Below are 21,586 nucleotides of genomic sequence, written 5' to 3' on the forward strand. Positions count from 1 at the left end.
TTGTAGTGTGAACTATTTCCAAGTTTATCAACAAGAACTTCACTCCATTTATAAACAAATACGTTCATTACAGTTTGCTCTTGGTTCGCTTGTAGAGGAGGAATTTTGGATAAAATTTTTATGGCGAATTAAGCGTTATTGCTTTGATGTGGCATCTACACCGCTTTCTTTTAGCCATTTATCAAATCTTTTTTTTGAAAATCAGCATAAAACTATGCGATACTGTCGCACCATATACCCACATTTTGTAGCGGATGTAGAAGCAATATACAATACCCTTTTTTCGATATTTATGATTAAAGAAAATCCAATATTCATTACCATACAATCTTTATTACAAAATGATAATCATACAGCTATCCTTATTAAAGAACCTCGCTTAGTTAATTATGTAAATGATTTTTTTGTTTCGCAGAATAATTCCGCTCATATAGAAGTTATGCCTCCTGCAAAGCTTAAAGGAACAATATTCTATGAGAAAATAATCTGTATTGGTCCTACAAGGTGGTTTCCTCGATATATTTTTTCTGCGGCACGATCACGAAAAATTGATGTTATTCAGTACGCATGGATGACGGATGTATTTAAATCTCAGCCATTATTGGTAGGAACTATTTCTCCATCTAGGATTGAAGATAATGATGAAGACCACTTTACATCTGATCCCAGATACATAAATATATCTAATTCAGTGCAGACGATTACTCCCTCCGAATCAAATATGGATCCGCCCGATGAAGATATGGTTCATCTTCTGACAAAAAAAACTCCTTTAAATGCTTCTGTAAAATCTTATGATGATACAGTTGATGCACAGCTTTTTATCTTGGCAGACCGGACTGCTGTATTTCTAGAGGCTTCTGATACAACAAAAGTTCTTGTACTTGATGTTGGGAGTTCGTATGAAGATAGTTATACTAGCGAACAAACATTAATAACTCGCGTGCCTGTAAAGTTACTCCGTACTGGTATCTTTGTATTACTCAGAACTGGTGAGAGCGGAGATTATATAATTACCATTGCTGACCAAATTTTAGGTGTACGTGCAAGCCATCTACGATACTTACAAGAAGATTGGAAGGATAAACTCCGCCGACACGTACAACGATCAGATCTTTTTCAAGTCAGCATAGCGTTACTTGACCATGGTTCTCTACTTGCACAAGAATCCAATGTGAGAAATTGGATGTCAAGTCGGACTATTCGACCTCAAAAAGACTCAGATTTCAAAGCCATTATGCGTTTAATAGGTTATGAATCACAGTTTGATAAATATCAGAATGCAGCAAATGAAATCCGTAATGCTCATCGGCAGGCAGGAAAAATGATTCGTCAGATGTTACTTAATCAAGTCCATTCTATTGATTACCATCAATTACATACACATGGACGGTTTGATTTTGTGTTACCGGATGTACCAGATATGACCTTATCAGCCTTCCGAATCAATCAGTGTATTAGCACCATTTCTCGGGTAACAGCAACCCGTATAGGACAAGTGTTTAATCTGGAGCATGAACTATGGCGCGAATGATCCCTCCCTATTTTGCTGAACAGACCGCAAGTCCAGGAGAGCGCGAGATTTTTATACGATTGAGAGATGATCCATTGACGCATGATTGGACTATTCTCCATTCCCTAGACATTGTTCATCATCGGGAACAGATTAGCGGAGAAATTGATTTTGTTCTGATTATTCCGGAAAAAGGAGTACTTTGTGTAGAAGTTAAAGCATGTCGTTCGTTAAGCAGAAGCAATGGGTTATGGTTTTATGGAACGCAACCCCACGGTGATGCACGAGGCCCATTTAAGCAAGCATCATCTGCTATGCACAGTCTTCGCAAGGTACTTATCGATAAACATCCTGAGTTGAGAGGTCTTCTATTCTGGTCAGCTGTTATTTTTCCATATTTGCGTTTCACCAATACATCGCCAGAATGGCATCAATGGCAGGTAATTGATAGTAGTGGTTTTACACGATCACTTAGTCAATCATTACTAGCCGTTATGAATAATGCTAAAACATTCTTCCAATCTCATCCTCGTACAGCTCATTTATACCAAGGACACGAACCTTCTCCCACATCACTACAAACAGATCAAATCATTGCATCGTTACGTTCTCACTTTGAGTTTTTTGAAAGCCCACAGTCACGTCGAAATCGGCTCGAATGCGATTTGAAGCGGTATACGATAGAGCAGTCAGTAGCCCTTGATGCTATGGCAACAAATCCACGAGTTATCTTTGCTGGGCCAGCAGGTACAGGCAAGACCATCCTAGCTATTGAATCAGTCCGACAAAGCGTAGCTTCTGGCCGTCGTGTACTTTTTCTCTGTTTTAATCGATCGCTGAGTCAGCATCTAATCGAACAAGTACAAGATCTCGGGACTCAGGTTAAGTGTGCAACTATACATAGTTATATGCTCCAATTAGTGAATATTTCAGCTGATCTCAATAATCCAACGTTCTGGAAAGAATCTCTTCCTAATGCAGCGATTGAACACCTTCTAGATCAGTCGGAAGTGGCATTTGATGAGATTGTAATAGATGAAGCACAGGATATCTTGCGAGATAATTACCTTGATGTACTTGATTTGAGTGTAATTGGTGGCCTTGCAGCTGGACGATGGCGTTTTTTTGGAGATTTCGAAAAACAAGCAATCTATGACGCAGCAGACGTATCGCTCGACTCATTTATCAAGAACCGAGTTCCAAATGTTCCTGTGTTTCGGCTCCGCATAAATTGCCGGAATACCCCACGAATTGTGGAACACGTACATTTACTGAGTGGTTTAACGCCGAAATATAGCCGGACTCTTCGACCTGATGATCAAAGAGAACCAGAAATACATTATTACCAAGATGATATTACCCAAAAAAATCTATTGATTTCAATTATGGAACGACTATATAGTGAAGGATTTGCAGGCCGCGATATAGTAATTCTCTCTCCAATAAGTGGGAAAAATAGTCTTGCTTATAAGATACATCAGCATCCTTGGAAAGAGAGATTAACACCTTTTCGAGTTCGAGATCAACCAGGAGGTTATATCCAACACACATCTATTGCTGCATTTAAAGGAATGGAATCCGCTGTTGTAATTGTCACAGATATCGAAACAATCCTTGGCCTACACGCAAGTTCACTACTCTATATTGCTGTAACTCGAGCACTTCAACATCTAATCTTGCTTATGCATACAAGTACAAAGAAGGAAATTCAGCAGGTTCTCTCACTCCAATAAATGTAATGGAGCTACTTCAATTTGAAAAGGAGGGATTGATGGATAATCACCACCAGAACCGCAAGTATATTGTTGATCATCTGCGTGCAGAATTGGTTGGACCGATGCCAGAAGGAAGAGAGATTGATACAACCAAACCAGTTCGGTTTGATGACCAGAAACAGGCATATGGACCTTGGAAGCAGGCCGAATCGGGTGAAGAGATCTTGATTCGTGATGTACCCCACAAGCGATATGGTATAGGAGTTTTATATCCCTTTGGTACCTTGCAAGAGCCAGAATTATCTAAAAATGACTTAGATATCGTCAATGATCCAATCATTAACAACACAACCCAGGAACACTTTGCTATTTTAACTGAAGATGCCTACAAAGCAGCTGAAACAATTGCTGCACGTATCGATGTTGCTGAAACTGAGGAGATGGATCTTTCAACTGCAAATTCCTACAAACCAAGTAGTATGGGAGTAAGTTTCTTAGCAGATCTGCCAAATAACAGTATGTTGGTAGTACATGTGACGGGGGGACGGTACCGACAACAGGCAGTGAGTGTGCAAGAGCGAGAACAAACATGGTGGTGTAGATCTTCTATTTCTGGTACGGCGATATTTACATCCGATGAATTAAAACTCTATCCATACAGATTTTTATGTTCCAAGCCGGTTGAAGGAACAAACCTCGAAAACTTCAAATTGAATATAGAAGTCTATTCTCGTCCTACTCGTAACCTAGGGGAACGTTTACTTACCATCAGTTTGGTAAATCGCAATATCGGTACCGAGAATAATGATCAATCGATGCTATTTCAAAGTCACTTTAAGGTAACACTTACATCAGACTCATTATCAGAACACGACGGATGGATTCATCCCTATCCTAGTTACCTGACTATTGCTCCTGATGCGGAAGAGCAGTCTCTATCGTTATTATATCGTCATGCTGAAATATTTGCTACTGGACATGGGTGTGCAGCAGATTGGGGTATTGCTAGTACATCTTTAGAAAAATCTAAAGGATATGTAGGGTGGGTGAGTGCAGAATGTTTACCGTGTGTAGAAACACCTAGTATTACACCAGATATTTTAGATTCAAGTGGGGAAAAGATTATTGTTCCAATGGCACCACTAGCAGGATTGATTGCAACCGATGATGGATTTCAGTCACTTGATAGGGTGATTGAAGGGTATGAGACTTGGATTAAACAAAAACAGTCTGAGCTTGAGCAACTTGCACCCCAATACCAAGCAGCCGCACAAGATCATCTTAATCAATGCCGCACATGTGCCAATCGTATGCGTGATGGAGTTCAATATCTCCGCACAAATTCAAATGCTGAAAAGGCTTTTCGCCTAGCGAATCACGCAATGCTGCTTCAGCAGGTTCGTGCAAATCCCAAAATTCGGTATTACCAATACGATAGTATTACTCAAACCAGTTCCTTTTCAGAACCTTTTAGTGAACCTGATTTACTTTTGGGTAACAAACGTGGAAACTGGCGTCCATTTCAAATCGCGTTTCTTTTGATGTCACTTCAATCTACAGCCGATGGAAATATAGAAGATCGACGTATGGTCGAGTTGATTTGGTTTCCGACGGGGGGTGGCAAAACCGAAGCCTATTTAGGTCTCGCTGCGTTTTCGATATTCTTCCGTCGGCTTATAGATCCTAGGGATACTGGTGTGCAAGTATTGATGAGATATACTCTTCGATTACTTACCGCGCAGCAGTTCCAACGTGCGGCAGGTTTAATATGTGCTATGGAATATTTACGCCGACAAAACCAATCTGTTTTAGGTGTTGACCCTCTTACAATTGGTATTTGGCTTGGATCTTCAATTACTCCCAATACCCGTAAAGATGCACGGAATATATTAGCTGAACTACGAAGAGAACAAGGTGAAAATAAATTTATTCTTACTCGATGTCCTTGGTGTAGAGCCCAAATTGGACCTATAAAATCATCCGCTCAGACTACAAGAACACGATCAAAACGGAAACGTGATAGTAGTCCTACTGTTGTGGGATATGAAACCGATACACAATCAGTAATATTCAGATGCTCTGACGAAAAGTGTCCATTTCACATACAGCTTCCAGTATATGTAATTGATGAGGATGTGTATCTCAAGCGACCTTCACTTGTTATAGGGACAGTAGACAAATTTGCAATGTTGGCTTGGAAATCTGAAGCCCGGTCACTATTTGGATTGGAGCCAGATGGAAGTCGAAATGTATCCCCTCCAGGACTTATTATTCAAGATGAGCTTCATCTAATTTCAGGGCCTTTGGGCTCAATTGTTGGATTATATGAGGCAGCAATCGAGGATTTATGTACAGATAAAAGAAAAACAATACCAATACCACCAAAGATTGTCAGCTCAACCGCTACTATTCGCCGATATCATTCACAAATCAAGTCATTATATGCTCGTGATAAAGTAACACTGTTCCCTCCATCGGGTTTGGAAGCAGGGGACTCATACTTTGCGCGCTATGCACGTAATTCAGATGGGACTCTCCAGCCAGGCCGTTTATTTGTTGGAGTACATGGGCCAAGTTTAGGTTCAATGCAAACCGTCCAAGTCCGAACTTTGTCAACATTATTACAAGCACCTGTTCCTCTGAATCTTGAAGAACGAGATCCATGGTGGACATTATTAACCTTTTTCAATAGCTTACGAGAACTTGGAACGACACTGACACTACTTCAATCTGATATACCTGACTATTTAGCTGTACTACGTCAGCGGATGGGTTATGAGTGGTCAGAGATGCGCCACCTATGGAATATAAAAGAACTTACCAGTCGACTTCAAAATGATGAGATTCCCGCAGCAATAACAGCATTAGAAGCTAGTTGTACAGCAAGTGACTATCCAGTTGATGTATGTCTTGCCTCTAGTATTATTGAGGTAGGTGTAGATATTGATCGTTTGTCACTTATGGCTATTGTTGGTCAGCCTAAAACAACTGCTCAGTATATTCAAGTAAGTGGTCGGGTAGGGAGACAATGGATAGAACGACCAGGACTTGTTGTAACTATGTATGGTGCATCTAAACCCCGCGATCGTTCGCACTTTGAAAAATTCCGATCCTATCATGAGCGTTTATATGCACAGGTTGAACCAACGAGTGTTACGCCTTTCTCACCACCAGTACTTGAACGTGCATTACATGCTGTAATGGCGGTATTTGTTCGGCAATATGGTGATGAAGCGATTACAGAGAGTCCCCGACCATTTCCTGTTCTTTTGCTAGATAGCCTATATAAACTTCTTCACTCTCGGATTAAAGCAGTTGATCCTGCTGAACTAAATAATTTCAATGCGATGTTTGAGCAACGACGTAATGAATGGCAAACACGAGAACCCCGTGAATGGAAAGCAGTTTCAGGCTCGGCTAGTAATCCGGGTTTGTTAAGGGTTGCAGGGAGTTACGTAAGCCGTCAAGATGCACGTTTGTCTTGGCCAACAGCACAGTCTATGCGTGATGTCGATGCAATGTGCGAAGCTATCATTACTCGTTTGTATGCTTTAGGAGATGCTGATGCGTAATCCACTACGCCGTTCTCAACTGATTGCACCCTTTGGACCAGGAGCAATGGTTGTTATGACCAAAGGTATTGGTCTCATTTGTGGTGGGCTTGATTATTGGTATAAGCGTGAAGATGATCAGTTTGAAGAGGACGAACGCTTTCGGGATATTGAAGAATACAGGATTGAAGAATGGCGACTCCAACAGCGGCTTCAAGTAACACATTTCCGATTACCACCCGACTACCGTGAGTATGTATCAGGCGAATCAACCCCAAATCAAGGGTTGATGATTCCCTTCCTTCGATTTCCTCAATGGCATTTCTGTGCATTCTGCAAGCGTCTAGAAAAACTCAGTTTAACGGATCGAGGCCTTTTACGGTGTAAGGAGTGTGAAAGCAAGGGAAAACGACGTTTATTAGTACAGGTTCCTTTTATTGCAATTTGCCCAAAGGGGCATTTACAAGACTTTCCATGGCGCGAGTGGGTTCATAAAACAGTCCATACGAGTTGTAAAGAACCTTTACGACTTATTGCAACTGGTGGAGCATCATTAAGTGGGCAAAAAGTAACTTGTGATTGCGGTGTTCCCGCACGCACACTAGCCAGTATTACAAATACGGATACTAATGGCTCATTTCTTAGCACTACCTTGGATGATTCAGGTGTATTGTACTTGTGCCAAGGACAGCGTCCTTGGTTGGGAATGGCGGAATCAGAGCCTTGTGATGCGCCCCTACGGGGGTCACTGCGCAGTGCCTCTAATGTATATTATGCTGATGTGCGCAGTGCGATCTATGTCCCACGCAGTACTAGCATAGTACCGGAATCGCTCTTTGCTTTGCTCGAAGAAACACCTTTATCAAGCTTTATTTCCATTCTACGAGGATTTGAATCGTTCCAAATTACGCCTAATTTACTAAGAGATCATGCCCGTTCTATTTTACAGCCATATACTGATGAACAAATTGAGGCTGCACTTCAGGGTAGGATAGTTTCTAACGAGACAGGTATTGGAACGGATGATGAAGAAACACAATTCCGGAGGAGTGAATTTAATGTTATTCGTAGCCCTACACACGAAGATCAGTTGATGGTTCGTACAGAACCTATAACAATGTATGATAAACCTGTTCGTGACTATCTGTCTCGTATCATGCTCATTGATAAATTACGAGAGACTCGTGTTTTAGCTGGATTTACTCGTATTTTGCCAGAGAATGACCAGACCTCTGAAGAGAGGCAAGCCATGTTATGGAGGAAACCACCCAACAAAGATCATTCATGGCTACCAGCATACACGGTTTACGGCGAGGGAATCTATTTTGAACTAGATGAATCAAAACTTCAATTATGGGAATCACGTTTAGATGTTCTTAATAGAGTCAAGCCATTAATTGAACGGTATTCAGTTCTCCAACAGGAACGCAACATGCGTGTCCAACCTTTGAATCCACGCTTTCTCTTGCTACACACGCTATCCCATGTAATTATGAATCGTCTTACCTTTGAGTGCGGATACAGTTCAGCTTCGCTACGGGAACGCCTCTATGTATCAACAGATCGTGATTCACCTATGGCTGGTATATTGATCTATACCGCTGTTGGTGATGCTGAAGGAACCATGGGAGGTTTAGTAAGAATGGGGAAACCGGGATATTTGGAAGCAACATTTCAGCGAGCACTTGAACAAGCCGCCTGGTGTTCTTCCGATCCAGTTTGTATGGAGATGGGAAATAGTCGAGGACAAGGCCCAGACTCGTGTAATCTAGCAGCTTGTCACTCTTGTGCGTTAGTACCAGAAACCGCATGCGAACAATTCAATCGATTCTTAGATAGAGCACTATTAATTGGTGATATTCAGAAACCTGATATTGGCTTTTTTAGTTCGCTTTTCCAAGAAATATAAAAGTCTATTAGGGCAATTACTATCGATAATTTTACTCCTTTAAGCATACAATTGATGATAGCTTCTATCGATAAACTATCATTGTCGTTTGATAGAAGCTATCATCAATATAGCCATAAAATATGTTTATTTGTCAATATCTATACTAAATCTCGATATATTCACAAATTATCGCATACACTTGTTACATATTTGAATTTATTCAAGAAGAATTTTTTTATTTAGAAATAAAATTCTTTAATTAAATAAAATCTTAATATGTATTTAAGCATAATTTTTTTGATTAACTTTATCAGTTTGTCCGGTGAGTAATTTCCAGCACGCTTCAGCAACCTTCTGAGCAAGAATCAGAGGAACGCCATTACTAATCATTTTAAACTTATGAGTTAGAGCTATATTACTTGGTAAGACATATGTATCGGGGATAGATTGAAGCCGTAATGCTTCACGTACTGTAAGACGACGAGGATAGATTGGATGTAGATGCACTTCGTTATTTCCATATGCAACCGTGGGACTATAACGCCAGCGATGTAAACGGCGAAAACTTCTACTCCAAACATCGCCTTCGGCAATACGCATGAATTTATCGCTATGAGGTGTAAATGTTTCACCTCCATTTGGTAATTGAGTTAATGAATTTGTGTCTCCGATCCAGTGATTAACCATTAACTCAGACGGTATACCGATTGGTTGATCTGGTTCACTACCAAACGGACTTGTTGTTGGCCATAAGAAACGGTTTTTTGCGTCATTATAACGAGGATCTGTGGGCCATGGAAACCAATCATCTTGACTGATTGATGAATGTTGATCAACATGAGCATTCATCCATTCATGTAGTATTCCAATCAGAAAAACACGTGGTCGGTCTTGAGCAACACCAAACTCCAATGCATTTAATACACGCATACTTAATGTATATTTTGGTGATAACAGAGATTTTAATCTTTCGAAGAATACACGATGTTTTTTTGTAGAGATAAGTCCAGGCACATTTTCAAACACAAAAAATGTTGGTTGTAATGCTAAAATTTGTTGAATATATACTAAAGAAAGTTTGCCATTATCTCCTTCATGCCCTCTATTCTTACCGCCAATAGAGAAATCTGGACATGGTGGCCCTCCAATAATACCAAAAATATCTGGGGGCGATTGTGCTCCAAAAGCTTCGTATCGAATCTGATCAGACGTTATATCTGCAATAGAAGTAGTATTAGTAATCTTAATGCTATCAGCTGTTTTAAATAATTGACTCATCGCATATTCAAATCCGCGCACAAAAAAAGGATTGGCCTCGTTAGACCAAATTGGTTGAAAACCTACCTGTTTGAAACCTAGGTCAAGAAATCCAGCTCCTGTAAAAAATGATAGAATGGGAATAGAAGGTATTACAGTAGAAGAGATACTAGTGGTTGGTATATAAGACATGTCCTGTCTTTCCGGATAAATAATCCATCACAAAATCGCGATACAAATAATTATTGTTTAATACAATTTGTATTAAACAATAATTATTTTGGCAGCAGTGATTATAGCACAGCAAATCGTAATTTTGATAATGCAACTATTTTCTGTAAATTCGCATAGATGCTTTAGTGAATTCTCACTTGTTGAATGGCTATGAGCTCATACCCCTCGCTAATTTTTAGTTTATTCATACACACCAAAGACAGAAAGAATGACTCATTCGAGTAGAATCTGGACAGTGATTCTGGCAATAAAATTCTTTGTTTAGTTAATCGAATCCTTTAGTATTTGATCGTAGTACAGTTGTTTATGGAATATCACCACTGTTACTGGCTGAAAACATGTTTTTTTGCTCGTACGCACGGGCAATCATGATTCGCAAAAAACAAACTTGTCCTCTATGATAGGAGTGCTGAAATCACATCATGGGAGAACGAGTATACAAACAGACGAGATTATCATGTAGGTGCTTTCGGTCCACAGGCACCACAATCTGTTCATTCAACGAGCAACAGTGGTTATACTATAAGTTTCCAACTTTATTTTTGTTGCGAGCGCTATTTTGATATACTCACATATTGCCAGTTTCCAACTTTAGCTCATCCACGAACCATGAAACTTAGCCTCTTTGAGCGTAAATTGGATGTTTTCAGTTTCCAACTTTATTTCCCGTGCACATTTACTAGGAACATAAAAATACAAACACCCCCACATTCAAACAAATGTGGGGGTGTTTGCGTATCCATATACAGAAATTCGATCCCGCAATAAGGCGGATTAAAAAATGAGTATCGGTGGCTACTTGGGATGCAACTGCACATAAATCATGGTGCGCCATGGTTTAATAATAGCGAGTTTAGTAGCGATGACTAATAATTACACGCTGATTATGTTGACTTGCAGCTACAGCTCCCCAGATCATGGCAATCGGCCAAGCTAAGACAAGACCCGCTCCAAACGTCAGTGCCGATAAAATGATTGTTATAGCTATCATTGCCAAGGCTCCGCCAACAGTCGAGTAGAACATGCCCAATGGCCCGAAGAAAAACGTCAAGACTAAGGATAAGCCTACGCTTTTTTGTGAGGTTACAATTACCGGGCCGACTGGCATCATAGGAACCATTGGTGCTTGTTGATTCGTGTTATAGATATTGACATTAACTGGTTGCTGAGGATACGCTCCGTACATCGGCTGCTGTGGGAGATAAGTCGGATGTTGTTGAGGAAACTGCGGTTGAGGATATGGTGCATATGGATGCTGCGGTTGCGGGGGATAGACTGGGTATGGGGGCGACATAGGCTGCGGTGTGTATTGAACAGGTGAATTCATCGTTTGCTGGGCTATTGGAGCAGGAAAAGAAGCTACTGGTGGTGATGCTAATACCCGTGTTTCAACAGCCATCTGCTGAGCAAATGGAGCACCACATTCAGGACAGAAACGTGCACCAGTAACCACCGATCCACCGCATTCATAACAGTTCATACACAACCCTTCCCGATAGAGTTAAATAAACGACATCCCGTAGATAAGATTATATCATTAGATCCATAGCATATAGCGTTACAAACGAGTGATTGCTTGTAACGTACTTCACCACAATTCAATGTAGCAACAATATGCCGAGTACCTAACCAAATTACTTACGAAACTTGAGGGCCAGAATAACCAATATTAAAGATATGCACTTTAGCAAATGTATTAGAATTCACTACTAAAACTTACGCTGCATGGTTTAAACTGGGCGAAAAGGGGAAACGAGGGATTTGGTGGAGACGTTGGGACTTGCACCCAAAGGACATCATGGCACGTTGGCTTTAACTGATGGACTGCCTATGCCGCCCCCATTGCCTACGCATTGTAGCATCGCTGCGCATCCGCTGAATCAGCCCTTGAGCGGGTTTAGGCTTCCAACCAAGGGCTGAGTTGGGCCGCCGAAATCACGCCATGGCGCAGAATGCTTGGTCGTTCGCCACTCAAATCAACAATCGTTGAAGGCTGGTCGCCGGTCGCGATTCCACCATCGAGCACCAACGGCACCCGCCCAGCTAATTGATCAGCAACCGCTTGGGCAGTGCTCGGCGTTGGCTGGCCATGCAGATTGGCACTGGTTCCGGCAATTGGCGTGCCAAATTGACCAATCAGCTTGCGTAATTGCCCATGCTTCGGCACGCGTACTGCAATTGTGGCTTGATCAGCAGTCAATATTTTGGGTAGATTGGCGAGTGCTGGCAGAACAAGCGTCAAGCCACCTGGCCACCATGCTTCAGCCAAACGCCACGCCAAATCGGGAATAGTATGCGCAACTTTGGCTAAATCGCCAATATCAGCCAACAAGACTGGCAAGGCCACCGTGGCTGGGCGGGCTTTGGCCGCAAAAACTTGAGCAATCGCCGCTTCATCCAAGGCTGAGCCACCAATTCCATAAACAGTATCGGTGGGAAAGCAGAGAATTTGGCCTTGCTGCACGTATTGTAATGCTAAAGCCAAACCTGCATCATCAAAATCAGCAATTTGCGTGATCATAAGGTTGTCACGGTCAAAATCACAAATACAACTGCGCCAACAAGCCCCAATTCCCAGCCAATGCGCCGATTGAGCGTGCCAGCTTGGGCATGATGCAACAGATTCATCATCACATAAAATAGCGCCGTCAGCAGCGTGCCAACAATCAAAAATGGCGCAGGCCAGAAGCTAAGCATCGCCGCAGCTTCAGCGATCACTACCCCAACCACGGTCAAAGCCAACGATAAAGGTCGCTGATGATCGTTGACGTTGCGCGCTAAAAGCCGATAGGCCAGGGGCACGCTGGCGCTAAATGCCAAAATTCCAGTGAAAATCATGCGATAGTGGGCATTGGCAATCGCGCTAAACATGCCAAACGCCACTAGATAGGCCACCGCTTGCAGGCCAATCCGCGCTTTGTCGCGCACTTCAGGATCGCGATCAAGCACATAGTGTTGCGCGACCAAGGTACCCAGCAGCAAGCCACCACAAACGATCAACACCAAAATAAAGGCGGTGCCTTGCAGGGTTTCTTGAAACAGCCGAAAGAAGGCAAACGAGCCAACCACAACCGCCGATGGCAAGACCCAAAACAAGGGCACAATTTCGATTTTGCTCAGCGGGCCAGGCAGGCGCAAGAGTTCGCGATGCTCTAAAGCAGGGTGGGCTTTGGCCAATAAATCGGCCCCAGTGCTGATGATAATCACCAGCAAAGCGATAATAAACCACGCCACCGAAATCACTGGCAGGTCGTTGCTGATGCGCGCAACCAAGGGATAATCGGGGTTGGATTCGAGCAGGAAGACCACCATCAAGCCCAAAACCACCAAACTGATGAGTGGCAAGATGCGGTCAAAACGTGGTGTCAGTTTCATATGCTATCAAGATAGCCTAGCTCGGCTAGCCTATCGCTAGGATTATGCTTGGGCATAATCTACTTAAATAATTCGGCAATGCGGGCCTGAATGGCTGGCAAATCAGGCTGAATAATGTAAGCGCCATCGCTGGTGCTGGTTTCATAGCCATAGTTTAAATCAATCGATTCGCGCTGAATTGTGCTTGGCTCGAAATTCTGGAGCGCCAACACCAAGCGTAAAATCGTTGGCAAATCGATGCTCGTATATTCTAAGGTATTGTACAACGAGCCAACTAATTCGATTGTAGCCACATTATCATTACTTTGAATCAGACTTTGCAAACGAGCAAAGATTGCCAGCAGCACCTGTTGTTGGCGCTTGCCGCGCTCAAAATCGTTGTCTGCATGGCGGGTGCGACTATAAATCAAGGCTGTTGCGCCATCCATATGTTGCACGCCTGGCAAAAAGTGGGCTTCCATATAGCCATAATCAAAGGTTGGATAGCGCGAATCGTAAATTTCCTTGGCAACATCAACCTCAATCCCGCCAATCAAATCGACCATTGTGATCATTTCTTCAAAGGTGGTCACAATCACTGCATCGATCGGCTGGCCAATCGTTGTACTGATCGTTTGACGGGCCAATTCCGACCCAGCTTGAGCGTCGTTATTGTCGCCCTCGCCATACATATAGGCAGCATTTAATTTGACCGAGAAGCCATATTCTGGCGGCAAGGCCACCCAGAGATCGCGCGGCAAAGAAACCAATGCGGCGCTTTGGCTGCTTGGGTTAAGATGCAAGATTAATAAAGCATCAGCACGGGCTGGCTCGGTCTCACCAGGTCGGCGATCTAAGCCCAAAATGGCAATCGTCATTTGCTCTAAAGGCCGTGGGGTGGCGGTTGGGCGTGGGGTGCTGCTTGGCTTGGGCGTTGCGCTTGCTTGAATGGTAGCAGTTGCTTGCGGTAGCGCGGTTGCTGCGAGCGTGGCGCTTGGCTGAATCACGGGCAGGCTGTTTGGCTCGCCCAGACCACCAGCGACCACTGGTTGCGGCGTTGGGCTTAGCTCTACTTGCACCCCAACCACTTGTTCAGGCGTGCTCCACCACCACCAACCGCCGCCCAAACCTAGCACCAAAAGCATAGCAACTACCGCCAATGGCCAGCGCCGCTTGCCTGATTTGGCCTGAGTTACGGTAGCGCTTGGTGTTGCCACCACCGGCTCTGCCAGCAGGCTCGCTAATAACTGCCGCTGCTCTTCGACTTTGAATACTTCGAGCAGGGCAAAGCAATCGGCACAATTAGCAATGTGGAAACCGAGTTGAGCGCGTTCCGGCGGGCGTACCGCCGGACGAATTCCTGCCGCAAGTTGGCGGCGCACGTCTTGACATTCCATGCAAGGTCCTTGAGGATGCTTGTTCGTCGCCTGATTATAGGCTGCTCGCCCAGAAGATGCAAAAAACGTAGCCTACGCAGCAGCTACGTTTTTCAATCAAGCACATTCAACAACGATTAATCAACGGCTACTGGCATAATAAACGTAAAGGTTGTGCCTTGATTAACCGCACTTTCGAGCCAAATTCGCCCACCCATCAGTTGAATTAATGGCCGAACCAGCGAAAGGCCTAAGCCCGTGCCGCCAGCCTCAATCTTCAAGGGGTTTTCGGTGCGATAGAAACGCTCAAACACTTTTTCATGCTCGCTGGCATCGATGCCCACGCCGCTATCCTTCACCGCCAAGGCAACGTAGCGCCGCCCAACTGGCAAGCCATCGCGTTGCTTGGGTGGAATATCGTTGAGGTTGATTTCGTAGGCGCGCACGCTAATTTTGCCGCCATTCGGCGTATATTTGATCGCGTTCGAAAGCACATTTGAGGCGACTTGGCGAATGCGCTCCATATCGCTCCAAATTGTTGGCAAGTTGGGCGCAAGGCTCAGCGAGAATTCTTGCTGGCGTTGGCTAATTTCAGCTCGAGCATTGCCAACTACGCTGCTCATCACATCGGCAATCATCAAACGCGCCAATTGCAACTCAACGCTGCCAGTTTCAATCTTGGTAATATCCAGCAAATCGTTGATGATGGCGATCATGCGCTCTGAGTTATGGGCAATTGTGTTGAGAAATTCCTTTTGCGTCGGGTTGACTTCGCCCAACGAACCCATGGCCAGCAATTGGGTATAGCCTTTGATTGAGGTCATCGGCGTGCGCAGCTCGTGCGAAACCGTGCCAATAAATTCTGTTTTCAAACGATCCGATTCGACTTCGCGGGTAATGTCGCGGCCAATCAAACAGGCCCCCAGCAACTCGCCGCGCTCAGTCATCACCGGAACCAAGGTAACGCTAATCGATTGGGTGCCGCGCTTGATGATAATATCTTGGGTTTGGGCTGAATCGGGATTGCTCAACACCATGCCCAGCGGATCGCCTGGCAATTTGATCTGCAACGATTCAAGCAACTCATCGAAGCTCTGCGTCACCAACTCATCAAGTGGCCGATCAAGAATCGATTCGGCGGCAGCGTTGGCCAAAATAATATTCCGATCAAGATTGAACACAATTACTGCATCGTTGAGTGATTGCAAAATAGCGTTGTTCTGGCTCGAAACTTCTTCTTGATGGCGCAACATCGTCGAAAGCTTAATTGTGCGTTCGGCCAAATATTCGTACAGCTGCGCGTTATAAATTGCAATGGCAATTTCGCCAGCAATTGCCTTGAGCAAGCGCATATGGCTTTGATTGAAAAAGTGCGGAGTTGGATGCGAAAGCATCAGCACGCCCACAATATCGTCGCCAGCGATCAGCGGCATGCCAACTAGCGAGCCAGTATTTTTGCCAACTTCTTGACCAAAGGCATCAACTTGAACCCAACGATCATCATTGGTCACATCGTTAACCAAGGCTGGTTGGCGATGTTGGGCGATCCAGCCGACCAAACCTTCGCCAATTTGGAAGCGCCGCGAGCCAAGCACATGCGAAATGCCAGCCAAGGTTGCGCGATCGACCAGCAAGCCAGTTGCCGCATCGATCAGCATCACCGAGCCATGGTGCACGCCAGTCAAATTGGCGAGCGCCTGCAAAATCCGATTGAGCAGCACATCAATTTCGAGGGTCGAAATATCGCGGGCAATATCAGCAATCGCTTCGAGACGATCGCGTTCTTCGCTCAGCTCGGCGGTGCGCTCGTCAACCTTGCGTTCAAGGTCGGCGTTTAATTGCTGAACTGTGCTATACAAGCGAATATTTTGCAGCGTCACCACAACTTGGTTGGCAACGGTACGCCAAAGATTCATCATCACATCGTCGATGCGTTCAATGAGGGTTGAGCCTTGAGCCACCAAACAGCCAAGCACATGCTTTTCTTGGCGCAGCGGCACAAACAACGCGCCTTGGCCAGCAATCATCCACGAGGTGCTCGCTGGCTCAATTACTGGTTGCAGTTGCACCATACCTTGGGCCGTCGCCAATTTGAGCGCCTCGGGCAAGTTTTGCGGATCAAGCGGCTGGCCAGTTAACCCTGCCCAATCTTCTCCCCAAGCATGTTCGATCAGCCAGGTATCATCGTCGATGCGCAGCACAATCGCACAGCGCTCTACCGTGAACGCCGAAAGAATGCGCGGGCCAATATCTTCGAGAATTTCGCGATCGAGCGAGGCGCTCATTGCTTGCGAAAGCTCATACAGCGTCGACATTTGCAAAGCAAAATAATCGGATTCGGAAGCCATTTGGGCCTGATGATCGAGCAAATATTCTGCTTGGGCAACCTGTTCGCGCAATTCAGCTTGCACCGTCGTGTTGTGGTGGTTGGTCAGCAAAATCGTACAGCGCTCAACCAATTGATCAAGCTCGTTTGACGATTGCCAGCGCGTAAGTTTGTGAGTTTGCAGCACATCGACAATTGCTGGGCGCAATTGAAAACTCAGCTGAATCAAGGTGGTTAATTCAAAGGCTTGCCAATCGATGCCCAACTCGACCAAGGCTAGTTCGATGTCGGTTTGCTCTGTAGGTAACGTCAACAGCAACTCATATAAACGTCGCACATGCACCGAGGGAAATTGACTGCCATGGTTGGGCACAACGTTACTCAATCGTTGAACCCAACGTGCAATCACTTGCTCGGCATTATCAATCAGAAATTGACGCAATTGAGGCGTAGACGTTTTCTGCATAGCGCATCCTTTTGGGCACGGCCTGAGGCAAGATTACTGAGTTTGGGCAATTAAAATCGTCACATCATCGGTGGTTTTGCCATAGCGTTCCATCAAGCCAAGCGCCAAGGATTCTGGGTTTTCAATCGCATGATGCAACGCTGAATCGGTAATCATGCGGGTCGAAATCCCGTCGCTATACAAGACAAAAATATCACCAATGTTAAAGGTATAGGTCATTTCCAACAAGCTAGGTAATTGATTATGCCCGAGGATGCCATTTTTGGAAATAGGCTTAATTACCCGATCGCTAATGACATGAATACCAATGTTACCTACGCCAATATAGCTAGCGCGCAGGTGATCGAATTCGAGGCGCAAGAGGCCAATGACAGCGCCACGCGTGCCATGCAGGGCTTTATGACAACGCTCGATCAATTCTTTGAGTGGGCGAGTAGAATGTTGATGCAATTCATCTAAGGCTAATTTGGTTGGTTTAGCTGCTTCAGCGCCCCCACCAAGGCCATCGATCACCGCAATTAAGGTGCTATTTGGATTTTCGATTACCGCATAGCCATCGCCAGAGACCGATTGACCATATTTGCTGCGCGTTTGGACGCTCCAGTTTAATCTCATTTTAGTCCTCCGCGTTCACGCCGACGAGGAAGCCATCGTCGTGCTCGAACGACCGTCCCAACACCCACTTGGGATTCAATTTCGAATTCGTCCATCAACCGTTTAACCCCAGGCAATCCCGTGCCAAGGGTTTGCTTGGTGCTATAGCCATCACGTAAGGCAAGGGTTGTATCTGCGATGCCGGGTCCATTGTCGCTTGCCTCGATTTCAATACCACGTTGCTCGTTGGCTTCGATTTCGCGAACTGTGAGGCTGCCACGCTCGGCGTGCGCCAAAATATTCCGCGTCAATTCAAGAATCGCAATTTCAATTCGCGTCCGATCAACATCGTCAAAGCCTAAGGCGCGCGATAATTCGCGTCCACGGCTGACAGCGATGTAGACATCAACCTCACGAGCAATCGTCTGGGTCTGAGGTTCACGACTCATTATAGCGTTTCCGTTTTGGCTGCGATAGTGATGAAGATGACAACTAGCTTTCGTTTGCCAACCATAATTTTATACCACGCTTGGCAAACTATGGTTGGCAGTATAGCACAGTTACTAGCGATCTACTAGCACTACTCGCGCCTGATTGGTTTGCTCAACAACCCGACCAACCAGTTGGGCATCGCTGATGGTTGCCAGCGCTTGCTCAGCCTGCTCAGCGGCAATAAACAGAATCATACCTAAGCCCATGTTGAGCACATGATGGGCTTCGTGCTCGTCCATCGCTGCTTGTTCCACAATTAATTGAAAGATCGCTGGCACATGCCACGAGCCACGTACCAATTCCACCGTCACATTGGCGGGCAAGACGCGGGGAATATTATCCCAAATGCCGCCACCAGTGATATGCGCCAAGCCATGAATTGCCACGCCAGCGTTGCGTAAAGCCTGAACTTCGTGCAAATAAGCCCGATGGGGAGCCAGCAAAGCCTCGCCAATGCTTTGCCCAGCCAAGATTGCTGGCTGACTGGCATAACCCAATGGAGCACATACTTTGCGCGCCAACGAATAGCCATTGGTGTGCAAGCCAGTCGAAGGCAAAGCAATTGCCACATCGCCAAGTTTAATGGCGCTGCCATCGAGCATATTGGCCCGATCCACCACCCCAACAATGGTGCCTGCTACATCAAAGGCCCCGTCGTGGTAAACACCTGGCATTTCGGCAGTTTCACCGCCAAGCAAGGCAATACCTGCCTCGCGACAAGCGGCGGCGAGGCCTTCAACCGCCGCCACAATCATGGCTGGCTCAAGTTTTGAGGCCGCAATATAATCGAGGAAAAAGAGTGGCGTTGCGCCTTGGCACAAAATATCATTAATACAGTGGTTGACAAGATCGGCACCAATCGTGCGTACATCGCCAACGGCGGCGGCAACCGCTGTTTTGGTGCCAACGCCATCGGTCGAGGCCACCAACACCGGTTGGGTATGCTGCGTATTAACCTCGGCAAGGTCAAAACAGCCGCCAAACGCGCCTAAACCGGCCAACACTGCTGGGGTATGGGTGGCCTTAACCGCGGCTCCCATCTGTTGGATCGCATCCATCTTGGTTGCAATGTCAACGCCAGCATCCTTATAGGTGGTCATGGTTGTCTACTCCAGTTCCGTATTGATTGGTTGTTGGCCTATTATAGAACATAGATAAGGATGAAGGATGAAGGATGAGGGATGAAGAAGAAGGCAAAAATCAGAAGGCAAAATGGGACGAGAGATCAGGATTCAGGGTTCAGGGTTCAGAAGCTACATCTTACGAATCTGCGCAATCTGTGGCTAAAAAGAGACGAGGCTTTTGGCGATAGGCTATGGGCTATCGGAAGATTGTTCGTGCGCTTCGTGTCCTTCGTGGATCAAATCTTTAACGCAGAGGTGCAGAGTAAGCAAGGCTCTTGGCTGAAGGCTATATGTACTGGGTCGCTGCGTTAACCATGGAATTATCCCCTCACCCCCTAGCCCCCTCTCCCGCCAGCGAGGCGAGGGGGAACCACTGGGGCAATGCATGCGAAGGCGTGCGCATTATCTACAGTGTCAAGCTTGCCCGCCAACGAGGCGAGGGCAACCACCGGGACAATGCTCCCCTCGCCCGCGTTCAGTGGGAGCGGGGCTGGGGGTGAGGGCATGCTCCTCGTTGCCAATCCAATGAACCAATATACACAGCCTATAGCCACATTTCGCGCTCTTCGCGTCCTTCGCGGTTTCTGTCCTTCGTGCGCTTCGTGATTCTTCGTGGATCGAAACACTCCGCTAGCCTTACAAAATTTTTTGGAACCAGCGCAGCCAATTTTGGCCCATGAGATTGGCAATATCGTTTTCTTGCCAGCCACGTGCCGCCAAGGCTTGACCAATTTTGGGCAAATCGCTCCAGCGATCAATTTCTGCTGGAATCATTTCCACCCCAAAGCCGCCGTCGAGGTCGGAGCCAAGCGCTATGTGGCGGCTATTGCCTGCAATTTGGCAGACATGCTCAATCTGCGCAACCACATGCTCCAAATTAACCTGGTTTTTGCTGCCATCCCAATCAGCGCGCAGCATCCGGTTATACAGCGCAATCCCAATTACGCCATCACGCTCGATAATTGCCTTGATCATCGCATCGCTTAAGTAGCGATCTTGGTGCTCAGCTGAGGCCAACAAGCTGCGACAATTGGAGTGCGAGGCAGCAATTGGCCCATTGAAATGCTCCATTGCTTGCCAAAAACTTTCCTCGGCCAGATGACTCGCATCGAGCGAAACCCCAAGCTCTTGCATTAAACCAAGCAGTTCAAAGCCAACAGCAGTGAAGGGTCCAGGCTGGCCCGTGCCGCCAGCATAGCGGGTTGCTTGCCAAGCAGGCCCAAGCCAACGCAAGCCAGCAGCATACCACTCAATCAGCTCAGCAGGCGTGCGCAAGCCGTCGGCTCCTTCCATCAACAAGACCAAACCAGGCAGCGCGCCAGCACCAGCTTGGACAGCCTCAAGCGCTTGTTGGTTGTCAATAAAATGTAAATGGCCAGCGGCACACTGCTGCTTATACCAATTCAGTTGCTCCCAGGCTTGATCATGGGCTTCGTCGGGGGTGGCGTAGGCCACGCCGTCAAGCGTGGTTTGGGCATCAGCGGGCAAAATAAAAATCGTGCCACACACAATGCTTGGCTGGTGCAAGCCAATTTCTGGCAAGGTCGTGGTGAGCGTGCCAGCTTCGGCAATCCATTCGGGCGTATGTTCGGCAGCACGTTGGCGGCCAGCATCGACGGTTTGGGTCAAATCGCGGCCAAGGTTAATTGCGTTATAGGCCAAATCGAGGTGTGCATCAACGAGAATCATGAAA

General features: G+C 45.7%; 14 protein-coding genes. 4 read left to right on the plus strand and 10 right to left on the minus strand.

The features are described 5' to 3' along the window. The first annotated feature begins 7 nt into the window (after window positions 1–7). From JOD20_RS01100 to drmB, 4 genes are read left to right on the plus strand one after another with little or no spacing between them, the layout of a single operon-like run. A complete protein-coding gene (locus JOD20_RS01100; RefSeq protein WP_204753510.1) occupies window positions 8–1,534 on the plus strand; it encodes a DISARM anti-phage system protein DrmE domain-containing protein in 1,527 nt (508 codons plus the stop codon). After that, entirely contained in the window at window positions 1,522–3,246 is a 1,725-nt protein-coding gene (locus JOD20_RS01105; protein WP_204753511.1) for an NERD domain-containing protein, read from the plus strand. The genes JOD20_RS01100 and JOD20_RS01105 overlap by 13 nt, the downstream gene beginning before the upstream one ends. Window positions 3,247–3,284: 38 nt before the next feature. Continuing rightward, complete coding sequence (locus JOD20_RS01110) at window positions 3,285–6,800, plus strand: helicase-related protein (protein ID WP_204753512.1); 3,516 nt, start codon at window positions 3,285–3,287, stop codon at window positions 6,798–6,800. Then, window positions 6,793–8,688: a DUF1998 domain-containing protein gene (gene drmB, locus JOD20_RS01115; protein WP_204753513.1), complete on the plus strand. Its 1,896-nt coding sequence runs from the start codon at window positions 6,793–6,795 to the stop codon at window positions 8,686–8,688. The genes JOD20_RS01110 and drmB overlap by 8 nt, the downstream gene beginning before the upstream one ends. A 264-nt stretch (window positions 8,689–8,952) precedes the next feature. Here drmB and JOD20_RS01120 read toward each other — a convergent pair whose 3' ends face one another. From JOD20_RS01120 to JOD20_RS01165, 10 genes are all read right to left on the minus strand, one after another. After that, window positions 8,953–10,119 carry a DNA cytosine methyltransferase gene (locus tag JOD20_RS01120; RefSeq protein WP_204753514.1) on the minus strand — a complete coding sequence of 389 codons (1,167 nt, stop codon included), beginning with the start codon at window positions 10,117–10,119 and terminating at the stop codon, window positions 8,953–8,955. Between the two features lie 895 nt (window positions 10,120–11,014). Then, a complete protein-coding gene (locus JOD20_RS01125; RefSeq protein WP_204753515.1) occupies window positions 11,015–11,641 on the minus strand; it encodes a zinc ribbon domain-containing protein in 627 nt (208 codons plus the stop codon). 417 nt (window positions 11,642–12,058) lie between these two features. Next, entirely contained in the window at window positions 12,059–12,682 is a 624-nt protein-coding gene (locus JOD20_RS01130) for an L-threonylcarbamoyladenylate synthase (protein WP_204753516.1), read from the minus strand. Further along, window positions 12,679–13,536 carry a DUF5656 family protein gene (locus tag JOD20_RS01135; protein WP_204753517.1) on the minus strand — a complete coding sequence of 286 codons (858 nt, stop codon included), beginning with the start codon at window positions 13,534–13,536 and terminating at the stop codon, window positions 12,679–12,681. Before JOD20_RS01135 ends, JOD20_RS01130 begins: the two co-directional genes overlap by 4 nt. A gap of 59 nt (window positions 13,537–13,595) precedes the next feature. Beyond that, complete coding sequence (locus JOD20_RS01140; RefSeq protein ID WP_204753518.1) at window positions 13,596–14,912, minus strand: LCP family glycopolymer transferase; 1,317 nt, start codon at window positions 14,910–14,912, stop codon at window positions 13,596–13,598. A gap of 116 nt (window positions 14,913–15,028) precedes the next feature. After that, a complete protein-coding gene (locus JOD20_RS01145; protein ID WP_204753519.1) occupies window positions 15,029–17,683 on the minus strand; it encodes a GAF domain-containing protein in 2,655 nt (884 codons plus the stop codon). Between the two features lie 33 nt (window positions 17,684–17,716). Continuing rightward, window positions 17,717–18,298: a SpoIIE family protein phosphatase gene (locus JOD20_RS01150; protein ID WP_204753520.1), complete on the minus strand. Its 582-nt coding sequence runs from the start codon at window positions 18,296–18,298 to the stop codon at window positions 17,717–17,719. Further along, the gene (locus JOD20_RS01155; RefSeq protein WP_204753521.1) at window positions 18,295–18,726 is read right to left on the minus strand and encodes an anti-sigma regulatory factor; all 432 of its coding nucleotides are present in this window, start codon (window positions 18,724–18,726) and stop codon (window positions 18,295–18,297) included. The genes JOD20_RS01150 and JOD20_RS01155 overlap by 4 nt, the downstream gene beginning before the upstream one ends. Before the next feature lie 114 nt (window positions 18,727–18,840). Continuing rightward, a complete protein-coding gene (gene purM / locus JOD20_RS01160; protein WP_204753522.1) occupies window positions 18,841–19,869 on the minus strand; it encodes a phosphoribosylformylglycinamidine cyclo-ligase in 1,029 nt (342 codons plus the stop codon). A gap of 660 nt (window positions 19,870–20,529) precedes the next feature. Then, on the minus strand, window positions 20,530–21,582 hold the full coding sequence (locus JOD20_RS01165; RefSeq protein ID WP_204753523.1) for a dipeptidase: 1,053 nt from the start codon (window positions 21,580–21,582) through the stop codon (window positions 20,530–20,532). Between the last annotated feature and the right edge of the window lie 4 nt (window positions 21,583–21,586).

It is taken from the genome of Herpetosiphon giganteus, from assembly GCF_016907925.1.
GTDB lineage: Bacteria > Chloroflexota > Chloroflexia > Chloroflexales > Herpetosiphonaceae > Herpetosiphon > Herpetosiphon giganteus.